Below are 14,282 nucleotides of genomic sequence, written 5' to 3'. Positions count from 1 at the left end.
GCGGTGAGGTTCAGCACCACGTCGGTGCCGCTCGAACGCACGATATCGACGGCGCGCCTGAACAGCTCCGGATCGCGCGAGCCCTTGCCGGTGGCCGGATCGCGGACATGGAGGTGGGCGGCGGTGGCGCCCGCCTTGGCGGCGTCGATGGCCGCCTGGGCGATTTGCTCCGGCGTCACCGGCACGCCCGGATGCTTGCCCACCGTGTCGCCCGCACCGGTTACGGCGCAGGTCACCATCACCTCGAAATTCACGGCGGTTCCCTCCCATTGTTCTTGTGATTGGCTGAAATGATTTGCCGGAACCACACATGGCGTTGTAAATTTATCGCCACTAATCCATTTTTTTCGTCGATTGGCTTTCCGCATGACGAACCCCGCCGCCGCCGCGAGCGAACTTGCCCGGGTGAGTTTCGTGCTCATCCCGCGCTTCAACATGATGACGCTGACCATGCTGATGGAGCCGATGCGCATCGCCAATTACCTGGCGCCGCAGAAGCTTTATGAGTGGGATTTCCGCGCCGCGGCGGCGGGGCCGGTTCAGGCCAGCAACGGGCTCACCGTCACCTGCCGCAGTTTCGACGAGGACGGGCTGCCCGCGCCCGATCTGGTCGCCGTCTGCGGCAGCTGGGGAACCGAGCACCTGGATGATCCGCGGCTGTTCCGCTGGCTCCGGAAACATGCCCGCGGCCAGGCGCGGATGATCGCCGTGGAACTCGGCATCTATGCCTTCGCGCGGGCGGGGCTTCTGGCGGATCACAGGATTACCACGCACTGGTCGATGATGGCGGGGCTCGCCGAAGCCTACCCCGATCTTGCCGTCGTGGAGCAGCTCTACACCACCGATGGCCCGGTGATGACCTGCGCCGGCGGCACGGCGGGGCTCGACCTCATGCTCAACATCGTCGGCCGCCGGAACGGCGATCAGCTTGCCGCCGAGATCGCCAACCAGGTCATGCACCACCCGCGCCGCCCGCCGGAAGCCATGCAGCGCTATGCCACCGGCGGCAAGCATGACGACGTGCACCAGGACGTGCGCGCCGCCATGACGCTGCTCGAGGCCAGGATCGAGGAGCCCACGCCCGTGCCGCGCGTCTGCCGCGAGATCGGTGTTTCCCAGCGCAAGCTGGAACGGCTGTTCCGCCGCGACATCGGCTGCACCATCGTGCAGTATTCGAAGCTGCTCAGGCTGCAATATGCGCGGGTGCTGCTGAGCTCGACGCGGATGTCGATCCGCGAGGTCTCGGCGGCCTGCGGCTTCAACTCCATGTCCTATTTCTCGCAGAGCTTTCTCACCGCCTTCGGCAAGAAGCCCAGCGAATACCGCCAGGCCTGGCCGGAAACCGACGCCGCGCCCTCCTGGCCGGGAACGGTCTATGCCTTCCTGCGGACGCATCAGCGGAAGAAGGCGAAGCCGGAATGACAAAGCCCGGCGGTGAGGCCGGGCCTGGTACGTCCGCGGGGGCGGAAAATTACTTCTTCAGGAACGAGAACTTCTGGTTGAACTTGGACAGGCGGCCGCCGCGGTCCAGCAGAGTCTGCTGGCCACCGGTCCAGGCCGGGTGCGACTTGGGGTCGATGTCGAGGTTCATCGTGTCGCCGGCCTTGCCCCAGGTGGAACGGGTCTGGAACTTGCTGCCGTCGGTCATCACCACGGTGATCATGTGGTAGTCGGGGTGGACGCCTTGCTTCATGGCCAAATCTCTCTCGATGGCGGGATGATCCCGCACAGGGATTGCTGAATTCCGGTTTCGGCGGGGCCTATACAGGAGATGGCGGCGGCAGGCAAGGGTGGCAGCCTGTCCCGCTTCCATTCGCCGTTCCATCGGCTAGAAGAGCCTCATGAGCAACCTGTATGAAGAAGAGGCCCGGCGCCGGCCCAAGGGCCGCAACCTCAGGCCGCTGCTGCGCCTGACGCCATTCCTCAGGCCCTATGGCCGGCAGATGCTGTTCGCGCTCATCGCCCTGTTGGCGGCGGCCGGCGCCACGCTGGCCGTGCCGCTGGCGGTGCGGCGGATCATCGACCACGGCTTCACCGCCGCCAATGCGGCCCTGGTCGACAAATATTTCCTCGCCATGATGATCGTCGTCGTGGTGCTGGCCATCGGCTCGGCGCTGCGTTTTTATTTCGTGATGTGGATCGGCGAGCGGGTGGTGGCCGATATCCGCGACGCCGTGTTCAGCCATCTCCTGAGCCTCAGCCCGGCCTTTTTCGAGGCCCAGCGCACCGGCGAGGTGGTCTCGCGCCTCACCGCCGACACCACCCAGATCAAGTCGGCGTTTTCTTCCACCGCCTCGATCGCGCTGCGCAACGCGGTGATGCTCATCGGCACCATCGTGATGATGGTGGCCACGAGCCCGAAGCTTGCGGGCCTGTCGCTTCTGGCGCTGCCGCTCATCGTGCTGCCGCTCGTCACCTATGGGCGCAAGGTGCGCAGCCTGTCGCGCAGCGCCCAGGATACGCTCGCCTCCTCCGCCGCCTTCGCGCAGGAGCGTCTCGCGGCGGTCTCGACGGTGCAGGCCAATGTGCAGGAAGACGCGGCGCGCGCCGCCTTCGGCGCCGCCACCGCCGAGGCCTTCACGGCGGCCGCCAGGCGCACGCTGGCGCGCGCCGTGCTCACCGCGCTGATCATCGGCGTGGCGTCGGGCGCGGTGGTGAGTCTTCTCTGGATCGGCGCCAGCGCGGTGATTGCCGGGTCCATGTCGGCGGGAACGCTGAGCCAGTTCCTGATCTACGCCATTCTGGCGGCGAGCTCGATGGGGCAGCTCTCGGAAGTCTGGGGCGAGGTGCAACTCGCCGCCGGCGCCGCCGAGCGGATTTCCGAACTGCTCGACGAAAAGCCGGCGATTGCCGCACCGGCCGATCCCCGGCCCCTGCCACACCCGCCCAAGGGCGAGCTGGCGCTGGAAAACATCCGCTTCGCCTATCCCTCCCGTCCGGAAAGCCTGGCGCTGTGCAACGTCTCCTTCACGGTGAAGACCGGCGAGACGGTGGCCATCGTCGGCCCCTCGGGCGCGGGCAAGTCCACAGTGTTCTCGCTCGCCCAGCGCTTCTTCGATCCGCAGGCGGGCCGCGTGCTGGTCGATGGCGTCGATGTGAAGACCGCGGTTCCGCAGGAGGTGCGGTCCCGTATCGCGGTGGTGCCGCAGGAAATCGTGATCTTCTCCGGCAGCATTCTCGACAACATCCGTTTCGGCAAGCCTGAGGCCAGTGACGGTGAGGTAATGGCGGCCGCCCATGCGGCCCGCGTCGACGAATTCGCCGAACGCCTGCCGAAGGGCTACGCCACGGAAGTGGGCGAGCGCGGCGTGACGCTGTCCGGCGGCCAGCGCCAGCGCATCGCCATCGCCCGCGCCATCCTGCGTGACGCGCCGGTCCTGCTGCTCGACGAAGCCACCAGCGCGCTCGATTCAGAAAGCGAGGCCTTCATCCAGCAGGCGATCGAGAAGCTCACCGCCAACCGCACCACGCTGGTCATCGCCCACCGCCTGGCGACGGTGAGGAACGCCGATCGGATCCTGGTGCTGGACGGCGGCGAGCTGGTGGCCGAGGGCACGCATGCGGAGCTCACCGCCACAAGCCCGCTCTATGCCAGGCTGGCGAAGCTGCAGTTCCAGGCGGCGCCGGCGTAAGCCGCCCTACCGCTCGGTGAGTTTCAGCTCGATGCGGCGGTTGCGTGACTTGGCTTCCTCGGTCGAGCCGGGGTCGATCGGCTGGAACTCGCCGAAGCCCGCCGCCACCAGATGCTGGGGCGATACGCCATTGGCGATCAGGAAGTTGACAACCGCGATGGCGCGGGCCGCCGACAGTTCCCAGTTGGATTTGAACTGCGGCGACTGGATGGGGTCAATGTCGGTGTGGCCGTCGACCCGCAGCACCCAGGCGATGTCCGGGGGAATCTCGCGCTCCAGCTGCTTCAGGGCATCGGCCAGTTTCAGCATCTCGGCCTGGCCCTCCTCGTTGAGCGCCGCCTGGCCCTTGGGGAACAGCACTTCCGCCTGGAACACGAAACGGTCGCCCACCACCAGAACATCGGCACGCTGCGAGAGGATCTGGCGCAGCCGCCCGAAGAACTCAGAGCGGTAGCGGGTCAGCTCCTGCACGCGCTGCGCCAGCGCCGAATTGAGCCGCTTGCCGAGATCGGCGATCTGGGCCTCCGACTCGCGGTTCTTCACCTCGGCGTCGGAGAGCAGCGCGTTCAGTGATTGCAGCTGGCGGCGCATGGCGGCGATCTGCTGGTTCAGCAGTTCGACCTTGGCGAGCGCCTCGGATGAGACGCTCTTTTCCTTGTCGAGCGCGGTCTGCAAGCCGCTGATGGTGATGGTGGCGTTGTCGCCCTTCTGGCCGGCGCTTTCAAGAAGCCCCGAAAGCGCGGCGGTCTTGTTCTTCTCCGCGGCGAAATCGTCCTGCATGGCGAGAAGGCTTGATTCGATATCGGCCTTGGCCGCCTTTTCGAGCGCCAGCAGCTGCGTCAACTCGGCGATCTGGGCGCGCAGCTGGCCGAGTGCCGTGTCCTGGCCGCTGATCTGCCGCGCCAGCAGAAACTGCGCCACCATGAACACCGAAAGCAGGAAGGTGATGACCAGCAGAAGCTGCGCCATCGCATCGACGAAGCCTGGCCAGTAGGCGTCCTCGCTGCCGCGCCCGCGGCGTCTGAGAAGACCCGCCATTTACGGACGCTCGTCCTCGCCGCGTGGCCGCGCTGCGCTGCGCGACAGGTTGCCCGTGGCGCGGATCAGGAGGCGCTGGATTTCGTTTTGCTGGGTCTGCTGGCCCTGGGCCCATTGCCGGAGGGTTTTCTGCTCCTCGCGCATTTGCTCCACGAGCCCGGCCACCGCATCCGCCAGTTGTTCGATGGCGTCGGGATTGGCGCCGGTGCCGCTTCCTGCCGGCTTCTGGTTCTCGACCGCGAAGCTCAGGCGCTCGATGGCGCGCAGCAGCGCCTGCATTTCGCTCCGCAGCAGTTGCGGCGCGATGCCGGCTGCCGCGGGCGCCTGCGCCTGCTGGCCTTCGCCCGCCGCGATGTCGGTGATGCTGGAGAGCCAGTCCTCGAGATCGATGTAGAAGCGGTTTTGCGCCTGGGCGGCCTTGAGATCGAGAAAGCCGAGGATCAGCGATCCGGCAAGGCCCAGAAGCGAGGACGAGAATGACAGGCCCATGCCCCGCAGCGGCGCCTGCAGCCCTTGTTTCAACTGGTCGAACAGGGTGGCGGATTGCGTCGAGGTCACGTCGAGGCCTTCGATGGCGCCGCCGATCGACTGCACCGTCTCGAGCAGGCCCCAGAACGTGCCAAGCAGGCCGAGAAAGATGAGAAGCCCCACCAGATAGCGCGACAGGTCGCGTGACTCGTCAAGCCGCGAGGCCAGCGAATCGAGCAAGGAGCGCATCGACACCGGCGACAGCATGGTGCCCTGCCGGTTCTTGAGCTGAAGCGCCATCGGCGCGAGCAGCCGCGGCGGGCGGGCAGGGTCTTCCTTGCCGCCCTCGCGGAACCGGTTCACCCAGTTCACCTCCCGGAACAGCCGCCAGACCATGCGGAAGGAATGGAACATGCCGAGCAGCAGCGTGCCGACGATGACCCCGTTCAGGATCGGGTTGGCCATGAAGGCACTGGTCAGGCCAGGCAGGATCACCACCACGAGGATCCCGACGAGCAGCGTGAACACCAGCATATGCACGAGATAAACTCGTGGCGGATCAAGGGGTTGGGTTGCCGCCGGTTCAGCCATCTGTGGTCTTGCCCTTCACTGCGCGCAGTTTGACAGCAAATCTAGCCCATTGCGAGGCCGAACGGGAGTGGGTCGATCTGAGGCATCGCCACGTCAGAAATCGCGGCGTTCGACGAAGAAGCCATAGAGCGAGGTGAAGATCGAGGCGTTGAACACGGCAAAGAACAGCTGCAGGACCGCACCACCCGCCACGAGAGCGAGGCTTCCCGCGGCCTCGCCGAGCAGCGCGAACAGGCTGACCAGCATTACCAGCCCCAGCAGGCCGCCCGCCGCGATAACCAGGTTGAGCAGAAACACCGCCACGCAGGGCCAGTAATTGCCCGCGCTTGCCCCCCAGGCGTCGCGGAAACTGAAGCGGCTGTCGCCCAGCGCCACGGCGGGCAGCTTGATCGACAGCCGGGTGATGGCCCCGCCCGACAACGCCAGCGCCGCGAGGCCCAGCAGCGCGGCCGCCGGGGGGACGATCAGTCCTACGATGACGGTGATGAGGGCGGGGAGGAACATGGCCAGCAGGATAAGCATGGTGTTACCGGCATAGAGCAGCACGTGTTTGTCCAGCCTGACGCCTCTGGCGGTGTCGTCGCGCAGGATGAAGCGGTGCCAGCCCACGGCCACCGAACATATGGCCAGCAGCGACACCAGGGAGGTGAGCAGCTGAACCACGAGCGGGCTGCTGATCTCGCGGGCTTCCAGATCTGGCGGCCCCACATAAAGCTCGATCACGCCGAGGGCCATGAGCACCGGCGCCCAGAACAATACGATCCTCACCGCCATGGCGCGGAAGCTCCACACCGACTTCAGGGCGTGGAACACGGCTTTGGTTGCGGAAAGCTTGCGCATGCGCCTCTTATCTCGGAAAAACGGGCGCAAACTAGACAACAGACGCCGCGAAGGAAAGCGCTAAGTCGCGCCGTCACGCGGCCTTGCCGCGGCGGGGCTGGCGCTGCTTGCGCAGCCCCCTGGCAAAATTGCGCAGGATGATGGCGCTCAGATCAGCGGCGGGCGACGGCCTTCCCAGCAGATAGCCCTGGGCCTGGTCGCAGCCGATGTCGCGGAACAGGCTCATCTGGCGCGATGTTTCGATGCCCTCGGCCGTCACCGCCATGCCGAGGCTGTGGCCCAGCTTGACGATCGAGCGCAGGACCGCCTTGGCGGAGGGCGAAACGTCCAGCGCCAGAGTGAAGCTGCGGTCGATCTTGATCTTCGAGAACGGGAACCTGCAGAGATAGCTGAGGCTCGAATAGCCGGTGCCAAAATCGTCCAGCGCCACGCCGACGCCAAGGTCACGCAGGGTGCGCAGCTGGGTCAGCACGAGTTCGCTGTCGGTCATCAGCGTGCCTTCGGTGATTTCGATCTCCAGCCGGTAGGCCGGCATGCCGTGCTGCTCAAGGGTCCGGAGAAGCGTGCTCGGCAGGTTGCCGGTGAGCAGCTGTTGCGGCGAGAGATTGACCGCGACCGTGACATGCGCCGGCCATTCAGCCGCGACCCGGCAGGCTTCCTCCAGCGTCCACCGCCCGATATCGTTGATGGCGCCGATCTGCTCGGCGACCGGAATGAATTCCGATGGCGGTATGGCGCCAAGCTGTGGATCGTTGAGCCTGGTCAGCGCCTCAAAACCGGTGAGTTCGCCCGAGTCGGTCTTGAAGATCGGCTGGAATTCCAGGTGCAGCGCGTCGTTGGCGATCGCGTCCATGACGGCGCGCTCAACGTCCTGCCGCCGCTTCGCGGCGGCAGCCAGTTCATGCGAGAAGAAACCATAGCCCGGCATGCCAGGGCGGCGCGCGTCGGCCAGCGCCAGCCCGGCGCTGTGCGCCAGTTCGGCCAGGCTCGCGCCGTCGGCGGGGGCGCGCGCAATGCCGCCATGGCAGGTGACGCGGGCGCCAACGGATGGCGGGGCCTCATTGTCGCTCACAGCGGTGATGATGTCGCGGGTCAGCGCCAGCACCGGCATCGGGTCGGGCGCGTCGGGAAGGAGGATGAGGATGGTGTCGCGGGTCCACCAGCTTGCCATGGCCCCCGGCGGCAGAAGCTCCGAAGTCCGGCGCGTGGCGGTTTCCGCCAGGCGGCCGTCTCCGGGCAAGGCGTTATTGTGGCCAAGCAGTTCCAGCAGAATGACGGCAGGTTTCGCGGTTCCCGCCGCGGCCGCCAGGAGATGCGGTTCGGCGGCGGCGGCAAACAGCGGCTTGGCAACGAGGCCGTCGCGTGCCGCCTCGGCCGTCTTGGCGGGCGCTTGCCGCCGCAGCGCCCACGCGAGGATTATGACGATCGCCAGGAATTGCGCGGCCGCCGCCAGCATCACCGGTGGCTGAATATCCGGCCCCAGCGCCTGCGATGCGATGGCAAGCCCGGCGATGCCGCCAAGAATGCCTGCCGCCGCCGCAGCAGCCATCAGGCCGCCGTGACGCTCCGTGCTGAATGGAAAGGCGGTTTTCCAACTGACGGCTGAATGTTTCGGCAAGGCGCGGACTCCGGGTTGAATCGCCATGTGCTGGCCATAATGAGGACGATAAGTGAAAAACACTTGCATCAAGGTGGTGTATGCCAGCGGAATTGGCTGGCGATGGTTTATGGAGTGTTCAACCGATGGGTTGCGATCTGGGACGGCGGGGTCTTGTCATCGGGCTGGCCACCTTTATTTTCTCGCCTTCGCTGGCGGAGGCCGGGTCTTATCTGGAATTCGCCAGGGGGCTTGCCGCCAACCCGCCGGACGGCGCCAGCTTCCGGCCCGATCTCGAGGCGGAAATCGCCGCCTTGCTGAACGCCTACCGCGCCGAAAAGCGCAAGCGGCCGGTGACGCCCGATCCGGCCTTTCTCGAGGCGGCCCGCGCCCATGCGGCGGATATGATGCTCAACGGGTTCATGGGCCATACCGCATCGACCGGCGCTAATTTTCAGGGCCGCATGCGGGCCTTCGCCGGCGACATCACCAAATACCCCTCGCTCGGCGAGAATGCCGCGCGCGACACGCAGAAAACGCCCCCCGATCAGGCCAAGGCGCGCGCCCTGTTCCAGCAATGGGTGGAAAGTTCAAGCCACCGCAAGAACATGCTCAACGGCAGTTTTCAATTCGTCTCGACCGGCGTCATCGCCCGCGGCAACGCCATCTGGGCGGTGCAGATCTTTTTCGCCGCGCCGCGCAAGAAGGGCATTCTCCAGTAACCGCCGCCGTTGCTCAGGCGCCGGGCGCGGGCAGGGACTTCGGCGCCAGAAGCCGCTGCGAGGCGTTCTTCACCGCCTTCTGCACCTTTTCGAAGGCCCGCACCTCGATCTGCCGGATGCGCTCGCGCGATACGCCGAACTCCTGGCTCAGGTCCTCGAGCGTGGCGGGGTCGTCCTGCAGCCTGCGCGCCTCGAAGACGCGGCGTTCGCGGTCGGTGAGCTTTTCCATGGCGTCGCGCAGCAGCCCATGGCGCATGGCCTTCTCCTCGGACTGGACAAGCATCTCCTCCTGGTTGTCGGTTTCATCGACCAGCCAGTCCTGCCATTCGCCTTCGCCGTCCTCGCGCATGGTGGCATTGAGCGAGGCGTCGCCGCCGAGCCGGCGGTTCATCGACACCACGTCGTCCTCGGTGACGCCCAGCTTCTTGGCGATCAGCTTCACCTGGTCGGGGCGCAGGTCGCCTTCCTCCAGCGCCTCGATCTGGCTCTTCACCTTGCGCAGGTTGAAGAACAGCTTCTTCTGGTTGGCCGTGGTTCCCATCTTCACAAGCGACCAGGAGCGCAGCACGAATTCCTGGATCGAGGCCTTGATCCACCACATGGCATAGGTGGCGAGCCGGAAGCCCTTGTCGGGCTCGAATTTCTTCACCGCCTGCATCAGGCCCACATTGCCCTCGGAAATCACTTCCCCGATGGGCAGGCCATAGCCGCGGTAGCCCATGGCGATCTTGGCGACCAGGCGGAGATGGCTGGTGATCAGCTTTTCGGCGGCTTGCTTGTCGCCATGCTCTTTCCAGCGCTTGGCGAGCATGTATTCCTCGTCCGGCTGCAGCATCGGAAACTGCCGGATTTCCTGCAGGTAGCGCTGCAGGCCGGCTTCGCCCGCGGCGATGGCGGGAAGAGATGTGGTCTTTGCCATGTGTCCGACCCCTCGCTTTCAGAACCAGATTTAATAGCCGATAAATACGCAGAAAATGTGACTCGGGACCGCTCACCTGTCAGCGATTTGCCGGTTCTGGCTTGCGCAGGGCGGTGAGCAGCTTTGCAAAATCCTCGGGCGGCGGGCTCTCGAAACGCAGGGCCCGGCCTGTTCGCGGGTGCTGGAAGCCAAGGGTGGTCGCATGAAGAGCTTGCCGGTTCAATAACTTGAGTTCTTGCTGGGCGGCGGGTGACAGCTTGCGCGCCGAGCTGCGGTAGCCTGCCCCATAGACGGCATCCCCCAGCAGCGGATGCCCGATATGCGCCATGTGGACGCGGATCTGGTGGGTGCGGCCGGTCTCCAGCTGGCAGCGGACGAGGCTCGCCACCGGCGGCGCGCCCAGCGCTTCCAGCACTTCGTAATGGGTCACCGCCTCGCGCGCGCCTGACCCGCGGGAGACCGCCATTTTCTGGCGGTTGGCGCTGCTGCGGCCGACGGCCGCCGCGATGGCGCCCCGCCGCCGCTCCGGCACCCCCCAGACGATCGCCAGGTAGCTCCGTTCCAGCCGGCCATCCCGGCCATGCGCGGCAAACTGTTCGGACAGCCGCTGATGCGCCGCATCGTTCTTGGCCACCACCAGAAGCCCGCTGGTATCCTTGTCGAGGCGGTGGACGATGCCCGGCCGCTTCACCCCGCCGATGCCTGAGAGGCTGTCGCCGCAATGGGCGATCAGCGCGTTGACCAGGGTTCCGGTCTCATGGCCCGCACCCGGGTGAACGACCAGCCCGGCGGGCTTGTCGATGACGATCAGGTCCTTGTCCTCGAACACCACGTCCAGCGCCATGGTCTCGGGCAAGGGCGCGGCGGGGGCGGCCTCCGGCAGCGCCACCTGCAGCTGGTCGCCGGCCTTGACGGCGTGCCGCGCCTGGCGCACCGCCACGCCCTCGACAGTGACGGCGCCTTCCGCGATAAGGGCCTGGAAACGCGCCCGGCTCACCTCCGGGAAGGCGGCCGCCAGCGCCTTGTCGAGGCGGCCAGCCGCCACGGCGCGGGCGGAGAGGGATGTTGACGGCATGGACATGACCAAACCCGATGACATTGAACCGGCCAGCGGAACGCCGGGCTTGACGCCCGCCGCGCGGATCATGCTGCGGGTGGTCTATATCATGGGCATCATTCTCGTGCTGCTGTTCCTGGCGCTGGTGGGCGCCATCATCTGGAAAGCCACCCGCCCGGCGGAGCCTAAGCCCGTGGCAGCCCCCGCCACCCTTGATCTGGGGCTGCCGCCCGGGACTGCGGTGCAATCCACCGTCATCGACGGTGACCGGCTGGTGATCACCGCGGGCCGCGAGGTGATCGTCATCGACGTCAGGAAGAACCAGATCCTGTCGCGCATCGTCACCGGGCCGTGAGCGTATCTTGTCCGGACAATGTCCGTATGCTATGATTTCGCGATCATGCCGCCGGTCACCGCCAAATCCGAACGTATCGAACTGCGCGCGACTCCCTCCATGAAGCGTCTGCTGCAGCGCGCTGCGGAAACGTCGAACAAGAACGTCACTGATTTCCTGCTGGAAGCGGGGCTCACGGCGGCCGAGGAAACGCTCGCCGGCCGCCGCCTGTTTCAGCTTGATGACCGGGAGTGGAACGCCTTTCAGGAGGTGCTGGACCGCCCGGTCAGGCCGAAGCCGCGGCTGGCCCGGCTGCTCGCCGGCAAAAGCGTGCTTGAGTGAGCGGCGGGCCGGACCGCTTTACCGCGATCCGCAAGCTCAGCGACGGCGATGATGCAAACCCGTTCGATTGCGGCAAGGAGCCTCTGGACCGCTTCCTCAAGCGCTATGCGCTGATCAGCCAGAAAGCCGGCAGCGCCCAGACCTATGTCGTCTGCCGCGGTGACCGGCGGATCGCGGGCTATTACAGCCTCGCGGTCGGCGCCGTCGAACATGCCGAGGCGCCGCAGCGGGTGCGTAAAGGCCTGGCGCGGCATGCCGTACCGGTCATGCTGCTGGCCCGCCTCGCCGTTGACCGGCAGGCGCAAGGCCAGGGCCTCGGCAAGGCGTTGCTGAAGGACGCCCTGTTGCGCACGGCTGACGCCGCGCAGATCGCCGGCATCCGCGCCCTGCTGGTTCACGCCAAGGACGAGGAAGCCCGCGCCTGGTATGAGCGTTTTGACTTCGAACCGAGCCCAACGGATCCCTGGCATCTGTTCCTGCTGCTGAAAGACCTGCGGTCCCTCACCGGCGGATGAACAGCCACGGATGTGCTTGCGCCGGCGGAGCCTCCCCTCTATAGAGAGCCTTCCGGCGCACGGGCTCCCTTCGTCTATCGGTTAGGACGGCAGCCTCTCACGTTGCAAAGGCGGGTTCGATTCCCGCAGGGAGCGCCACTTCACTCGCCGTAGCGCGCTCAGCCCCTCAGATATCCGCGTAGGTCCTGGTCTCCGCCGCGCCGCCCGGATGGGTGACGGCGCCATCGACGGCGGGGCCCACCTGCTGGGCATATTTCCAGATCGCGCCGGAGTTATAGCCGTGTTCACGCGGCGTCCAGTCCTGGCGGCGGCGCGCGAACTCCTCCTCGGAGACATTGCAGGACAGAACGCCGTCGACCGCGTCGATGGTGATGATGTCGCCGTCCTTCAGCAGCGCGATCGGGCCGCCCAGCTGCGCTTCCGGCCCGACATGGCCGATGCAGAAGCCGCGCGTGGCGCCGGAGAACCGCCCGTCGGTGATCAGCGCCACCTTGTCGCCCATGCCCTGGCCGTAGAGGGCCGCCGTGGTGGCCAGCATCTCGCGCATGCCGGGGCCGCCGCGCGGGCCTTCATAGCGGATGACCAGCACCTCGCCTTCCTTGTACTGGCGCTTCGACACCGCCTCGAAACAGGCCTCCTCATTGTCGAAGCAGCGCGCGGGGCCGGAGAACGTCAGGTTCTTCATGCCCGCCACCTTGACGATGGCGCCTTCGGGGGCGAGGTTGCCGCGCAGGCCGACGACGCCGCCGGTCTTGGTGATCGGGTTGTTGGCCGGGCGCACCACGTCCTGGTCAGGGTTCCATTTCACCGCCGCCATGTTCTCGGCCATGGTGCGGCCAGTGACGGTGAGGCAGTCGCCATGCAGGAAGCCATGGTCGAGCAGTGTCTTCATCAGCAGCGGAATGCCGCCCGCCTCGAACATGTCCTTGGCCACATAGCGGCCGCCGGGCTTGAGATCGGCCACATAGGGCGTGCGCTTGAAGATCTCGGCCACATCGAACAGGTCGAACTTGATGCCCGCCTCATGCGCGATGGCCGGCAGATGCAGCGCCGCATTGGTGGAGCCGCCGGAGGCCGCCACGACCGTCGCGGCATTCTCCAGCGCCTTCCGCGTGACGATGTCGCGCGGCCTGATGTTGCGGGCCAGAAGCTCCATCACCTTTTCGCCCGCCGTGAAGCAGAAGGTGTCGCGGATTTCATAGGGCGCGGGCGCGCCGCAGGAATAGGGCAGGGCGAGGCCGATCGCCTCGGCCACGGTGGCCATGGTGTTGGCGGTGAACTGCGCGCCGCAGGAGCCAGCCGAAGGGCAGGCTTTCTGCTCCAGCTCCAGCAGGTCCTCATCCGACATGGCGCCCACCGAATGCTTGCCCACCGCCTCGAACACGTCCTGCACGGTGACGGGCTTGCCCTTGAAGGTGCCGGGCAGGATCGACCCGCCATAGATGAACACCGAGGGCACGTTGAGGCGCACCATGGCCATCATCATGCCGGGGAGCGATTTGTCGCAGCCGGCAAGCCCCACCAGCGCGTCATAGCAATGGCCGCGCATGGTGACCTCGACCGAATCGGCGATCACCTCGCGCGACACCAGCGAGGCCTTCATGCCCTGGTGGCCCATGGCGATGCCGTCGGTCACCGTGATGGTGCAGAATTCGCGCGGCGTGCCGCTGGCGGCGGCGACACCCTTCTTCACCGCCTGCGCCTGGCGCATTAGCGCGATATTGCAGGGCGCGGCTTCGTTCCAGCAGGAGGCGACACCGACGAAGGGCTGGGCGATCTGCTGCGGCGTCAGGCCCATGGCGTAATAGAAGGAGCGGTGCGGCGCGCGCTCCGGACCTACGCTGGTGTGCCGGCTCGGCAGTCTGCTCTTGTCGATGACGGGTTTGTCCATGGCCTATCCTCCGTGATGGACCTTCTCTATCGGCCCCGGGGCCAGCGGGCAAGACATGACCGGGGGAGGGGGGAAACAACCACAAACTCGTCATGCCACGGCTTGACCGTGGCATCCTCTTTGCCGCCGGCACCCCTGACGATGGCCGGGTCAAGCCCAGCCATGACGAGAGGGAGAAACCACCACAAACGCGTCCTGGCCTGCTGCCGGTTCCGTGGACATGCACTTAAGCTAACCCCGCCTTCCTCTCGAACTCAATGGGGCTGATGTACCCGAGCGTGGAATGCCGGCGCTTGGGGTTGTAGAAGCACTCAATGTAATCGAACACATCGGCCT

General features: G+C 66.3%; 16 protein-coding genes and 1 tRNA gene. 7 read left to right on the top strand and 10 right to left on the bottom strand.

The window, feature by feature from the left end:
• The coding region (locus tag ACKOED_RS09365; protein ID WP_408916331.1) for a 3-keto-5-aminohexanoate cleavage protein at positions 1-239 on the bottom strand (239 nt) is incomplete at its 3' end.
• 127 nt (positions 240-366) lie between these two features.
• Here ACKOED_RS09365 and ACKOED_RS09360 point away from each other — a divergent pair.
• Positions 367-1,422 (top strand): GlxA family transcriptional regulator, encoded by a 1,056-nt coding sequence (locus tag ACKOED_RS09360; protein ID WP_408916329.1) that lies wholly within the window; start codon positions 367-369, stop codon positions 1,420-1,422.
• Positions 1,423-1,471: 49 nt separating this feature from the next.
• On the opposite strand, the gene rpmE is transcribed toward ACKOED_RS09360, so the two are convergent.
• Positions 1,472-1,693 carry a 50S ribosomal protein L31 gene (gene rpmE, locus ACKOED_RS09355; RefSeq protein WP_408916328.1) on the bottom strand — a complete coding sequence of 74 codons (222 nt, stop codon included), beginning with the start codon at positions 1,691-1,693 and terminating at the stop codon, positions 1,472-1,474.
• 157 nt (positions 1,694-1,850) lie between these two features.
• Here rpmE and ACKOED_RS09350 point away from each other — a divergent pair, with 157 nt between their 5' ends.
• Positions 1,851-3,632, top strand: coding sequence for an ABC transporter transmembrane domain-containing protein (locus ACKOED_RS09350; RefSeq protein WP_408916330.1), 1,782 nt, complete (start codon positions 1,851-1,853; stop codon positions 3,630-3,632).
• A gap of 6 nt (positions 3,633-3,638) precedes the next feature.
• Here ACKOED_RS09350 and ACKOED_RS09345 read toward each other — a convergent pair whose 3' ends face one another.
• The 4 genes from ACKOED_RS09345 to ACKOED_RS09330 all read right to left on the bottom strand — a co-directional run bounded on the left by ACKOED_RS09345 (position 3,639) and on the right by ACKOED_RS09330 (position 8,118).
• On the bottom strand, positions 3,639-4,670 hold the full coding sequence (locus tag ACKOED_RS09345) for a peptidoglycan -binding protein (protein WP_408916327.1): 1,032 nt from the start codon (positions 4,668-4,670) through the stop codon (positions 3,639-3,641).
• Positions 4,671-5,729: a flagellar motor protein MotA gene (locus ACKOED_RS09340; RefSeq protein ID WP_408916326.1), complete on the bottom strand. Its 1,059-nt coding sequence runs from the start codon at positions 5,727-5,729 to the stop codon at positions 4,671-4,673. It lies immediately after the preceding gene.
• A 93-nt stretch (positions 5,730-5,822) separates the two neighbouring features.
• Complete coding sequence (locus ACKOED_RS09335) at positions 5,823-6,569, bottom strand: hypothetical protein (RefSeq protein ID WP_408916325.1); 747 nt, start codon at positions 6,567-6,569, stop codon at positions 5,823-5,825.
• A 73-nt stretch (positions 6,570-6,642) separates the two neighbouring features.
• A complete protein-coding gene (locus tag ACKOED_RS09330) occupies positions 6,643-8,118 on the bottom strand; it encodes a putative bifunctional diguanylate cyclase/phosphodiesterase (protein WP_408916324.1) in 1,476 nt (491 codons plus the stop codon).
• A 194-nt stretch (positions 8,119-8,312) separates the two neighbouring features.
• Between ACKOED_RS09330 and ACKOED_RS09325 the strand changes: the two genes are divergently transcribed.
• Positions 8,313-8,888: a CAP domain-containing protein gene (locus ACKOED_RS09325; protein ID WP_408916323.1), complete on the top strand. Its 576-nt coding sequence runs from the start codon at positions 8,313-8,315 to the stop codon at positions 8,886-8,888.
• 13 nt (positions 8,889-8,901) lie between these two features.
• On the opposite strand, the gene rpoH is transcribed toward ACKOED_RS09325, so the two are convergent.
• A complete protein-coding gene (gene rpoH, locus ACKOED_RS09320; protein WP_408916322.1) occupies positions 8,902-9,807 on the bottom strand; it encodes an RNA polymerase sigma factor RpoH in 906 nt (301 codons plus the stop codon).
• A 79-nt stretch (positions 9,808-9,886) separates the two neighbouring features.
• On the bottom strand, positions 9,887-10,882 hold the full coding sequence (locus ACKOED_RS09315) for an RluA family pseudouridine synthase (RefSeq protein ID WP_408916321.1): 996 nt from the start codon (positions 10,880-10,882) through the stop codon (positions 9,887-9,889).
• Here ACKOED_RS09315 and ACKOED_RS09310 point away from each other — a divergent pair.
• The 4 genes from ACKOED_RS09310 (at position 10,881) to ACKOED_RS09295 (ending at position 12,193) form a co-directional block, all read left to right on the top strand.
• Positions 10,881-11,219: a hypothetical protein gene (locus tag ACKOED_RS09310; protein ID WP_408916320.1), complete on the top strand. Its 339-nt coding sequence runs from the start codon at positions 10,881-10,883 to the stop codon at positions 11,217-11,219. The genes ACKOED_RS09315 and ACKOED_RS09310 overlap by 2 nt on opposite strands.
• Positions 11,220-11,264: 45 nt before the next feature.
• A complete protein-coding gene (locus ACKOED_RS09305) occupies positions 11,265-11,540 on the top strand; it encodes a DUF1778 domain-containing protein (RefSeq protein ID WP_408916319.1) in 276 nt (91 codons plus the stop codon).
• Positions 11,537-12,055 (top strand): GNAT family N-acetyltransferase, encoded by a 519-nt coding sequence (locus ACKOED_RS09300; protein ID WP_408916318.1) that lies wholly within the window; start codon positions 11,537-11,539, stop codon positions 12,053-12,055. The genes ACKOED_RS09305 and ACKOED_RS09300 overlap by 4 nt, the downstream gene beginning before the upstream one ends.
• Before the next feature lie 63 nt (positions 12,056-12,118).
• Positions 12,119-12,193 (top strand) — tRNA-Glu (locus tag ACKOED_RS09295).
• Between the two features lie 28 nt (positions 12,194-12,221).
• Here ACKOED_RS09295 and ilvD read toward each other — a convergent pair.
• Together ilvD and ACKOED_RS09285 are read right to left on the bottom strand one after the other, a co-directional pair.
• Positions 12,222-13,946 (bottom strand): dihydroxy-acid dehydratase, encoded by a 1,725-nt coding sequence (gene ilvD / locus ACKOED_RS09290; RefSeq protein WP_408916317.1) that lies wholly within the window; start codon positions 13,944-13,946, stop codon positions 12,222-12,224.
• A 226-nt stretch (positions 13,947-14,172) separates the two neighbouring features.
• The coding region (locus tag ACKOED_RS09285; protein WP_408915809.1) for an IS3 family transposase at positions 14,173-14,282 on the bottom strand (110 nt) is incomplete at its 5' end.

It is taken from the genome of Aestuariivirga sp. (assembly GCF_046093005.1).
Lineage (GTDB): Bacteria > Pseudomonadota > Alphaproteobacteria > Rhizobiales > Aestuariivirgaceae > Aestuariivirga.
This window is presented reverse-complemented; position numbering and strand designations above follow the sequence as displayed.

Bases quoted from the DNA above. Each gene is read 5' to 3' on its own strand.
- ACKOED_RS09335 (WP_408916325.1), bottom strand. From the start codon at position 6,569: ATGCGCAAGCTTTCCGCAACCAAAGCCGTGTTCCACGCCCTGAAGTCG.
- ACKOED_RS09360 (WP_408916329.1), top strand. From the start codon at position 367: ATGACGAACCCCGCCGCCGCCGCGAGCGAACTTGCCCGGGTGAGTTTC.
- ACKOED_RS09340 (WP_408916326.1), bottom strand. From the start codon at position 5,729: ATGGCTGAACCGGCGGCAACCCAACCCCTTGATCCGCCACGAGTTTAT.
- ACKOED_RS09330 (WP_408916324.1), bottom strand. From the start codon at position 8,118: ATGGCTGCTGCGGCGGCGGCAGGCATTCTTGGCGGCATCGCCGGGCTT.
- rpoH (WP_408916322.1), bottom strand. From the start codon at position 9,807: ATGGCAAAGACCACATCTCTTCCCGCCATCGCCGCGGGCGAAGCCGGC.
- rpmE (WP_408916328.1), bottom strand. From the start codon at position 1,693: ATGAAGCAAGGCGTCCACCCCGACTACCACATGATCACCGTGGTGATG.
- ACKOED_RS09325 (WP_408916323.1), top strand. From the start codon at position 8,313: ATGGGTTGCGATCTGGGACGGCGGGGTCTTGTCATCGGGCTGGCCACC.
- ilvD (WP_408916317.1), bottom strand. From the start codon at position 13,946: ATGGACAAACCCGTCATCGACAAGAGCAGACTGCCGAGCCGGCACACC.
- ACKOED_RS09345 (WP_408916327.1), bottom strand. From the start codon at position 4,670: ATGGCGGGTCTTCTCAGACGCCGCGGGCGCGGCAGCGAGGACGCCTAC.
- ACKOED_RS09315 (WP_408916321.1), bottom strand. From the start codon at position 10,882: ATGCCGTCAACATCCCTCTCCGCCCGCGCCGTGGCGGCTGGCCGCCTC.
- ACKOED_RS09305 (WP_408916319.1), top strand. From the start codon at position 11,265: ATGCCGCCGGTCACCGCCAAATCCGAACGTATCGAACTGCGCGCGACT.
- ACKOED_RS09310 (WP_408916320.1), top strand. From the start codon at position 10,881: ATGGACATGACCAAACCCGATGACATTGAACCGGCCAGCGGAACGCCG.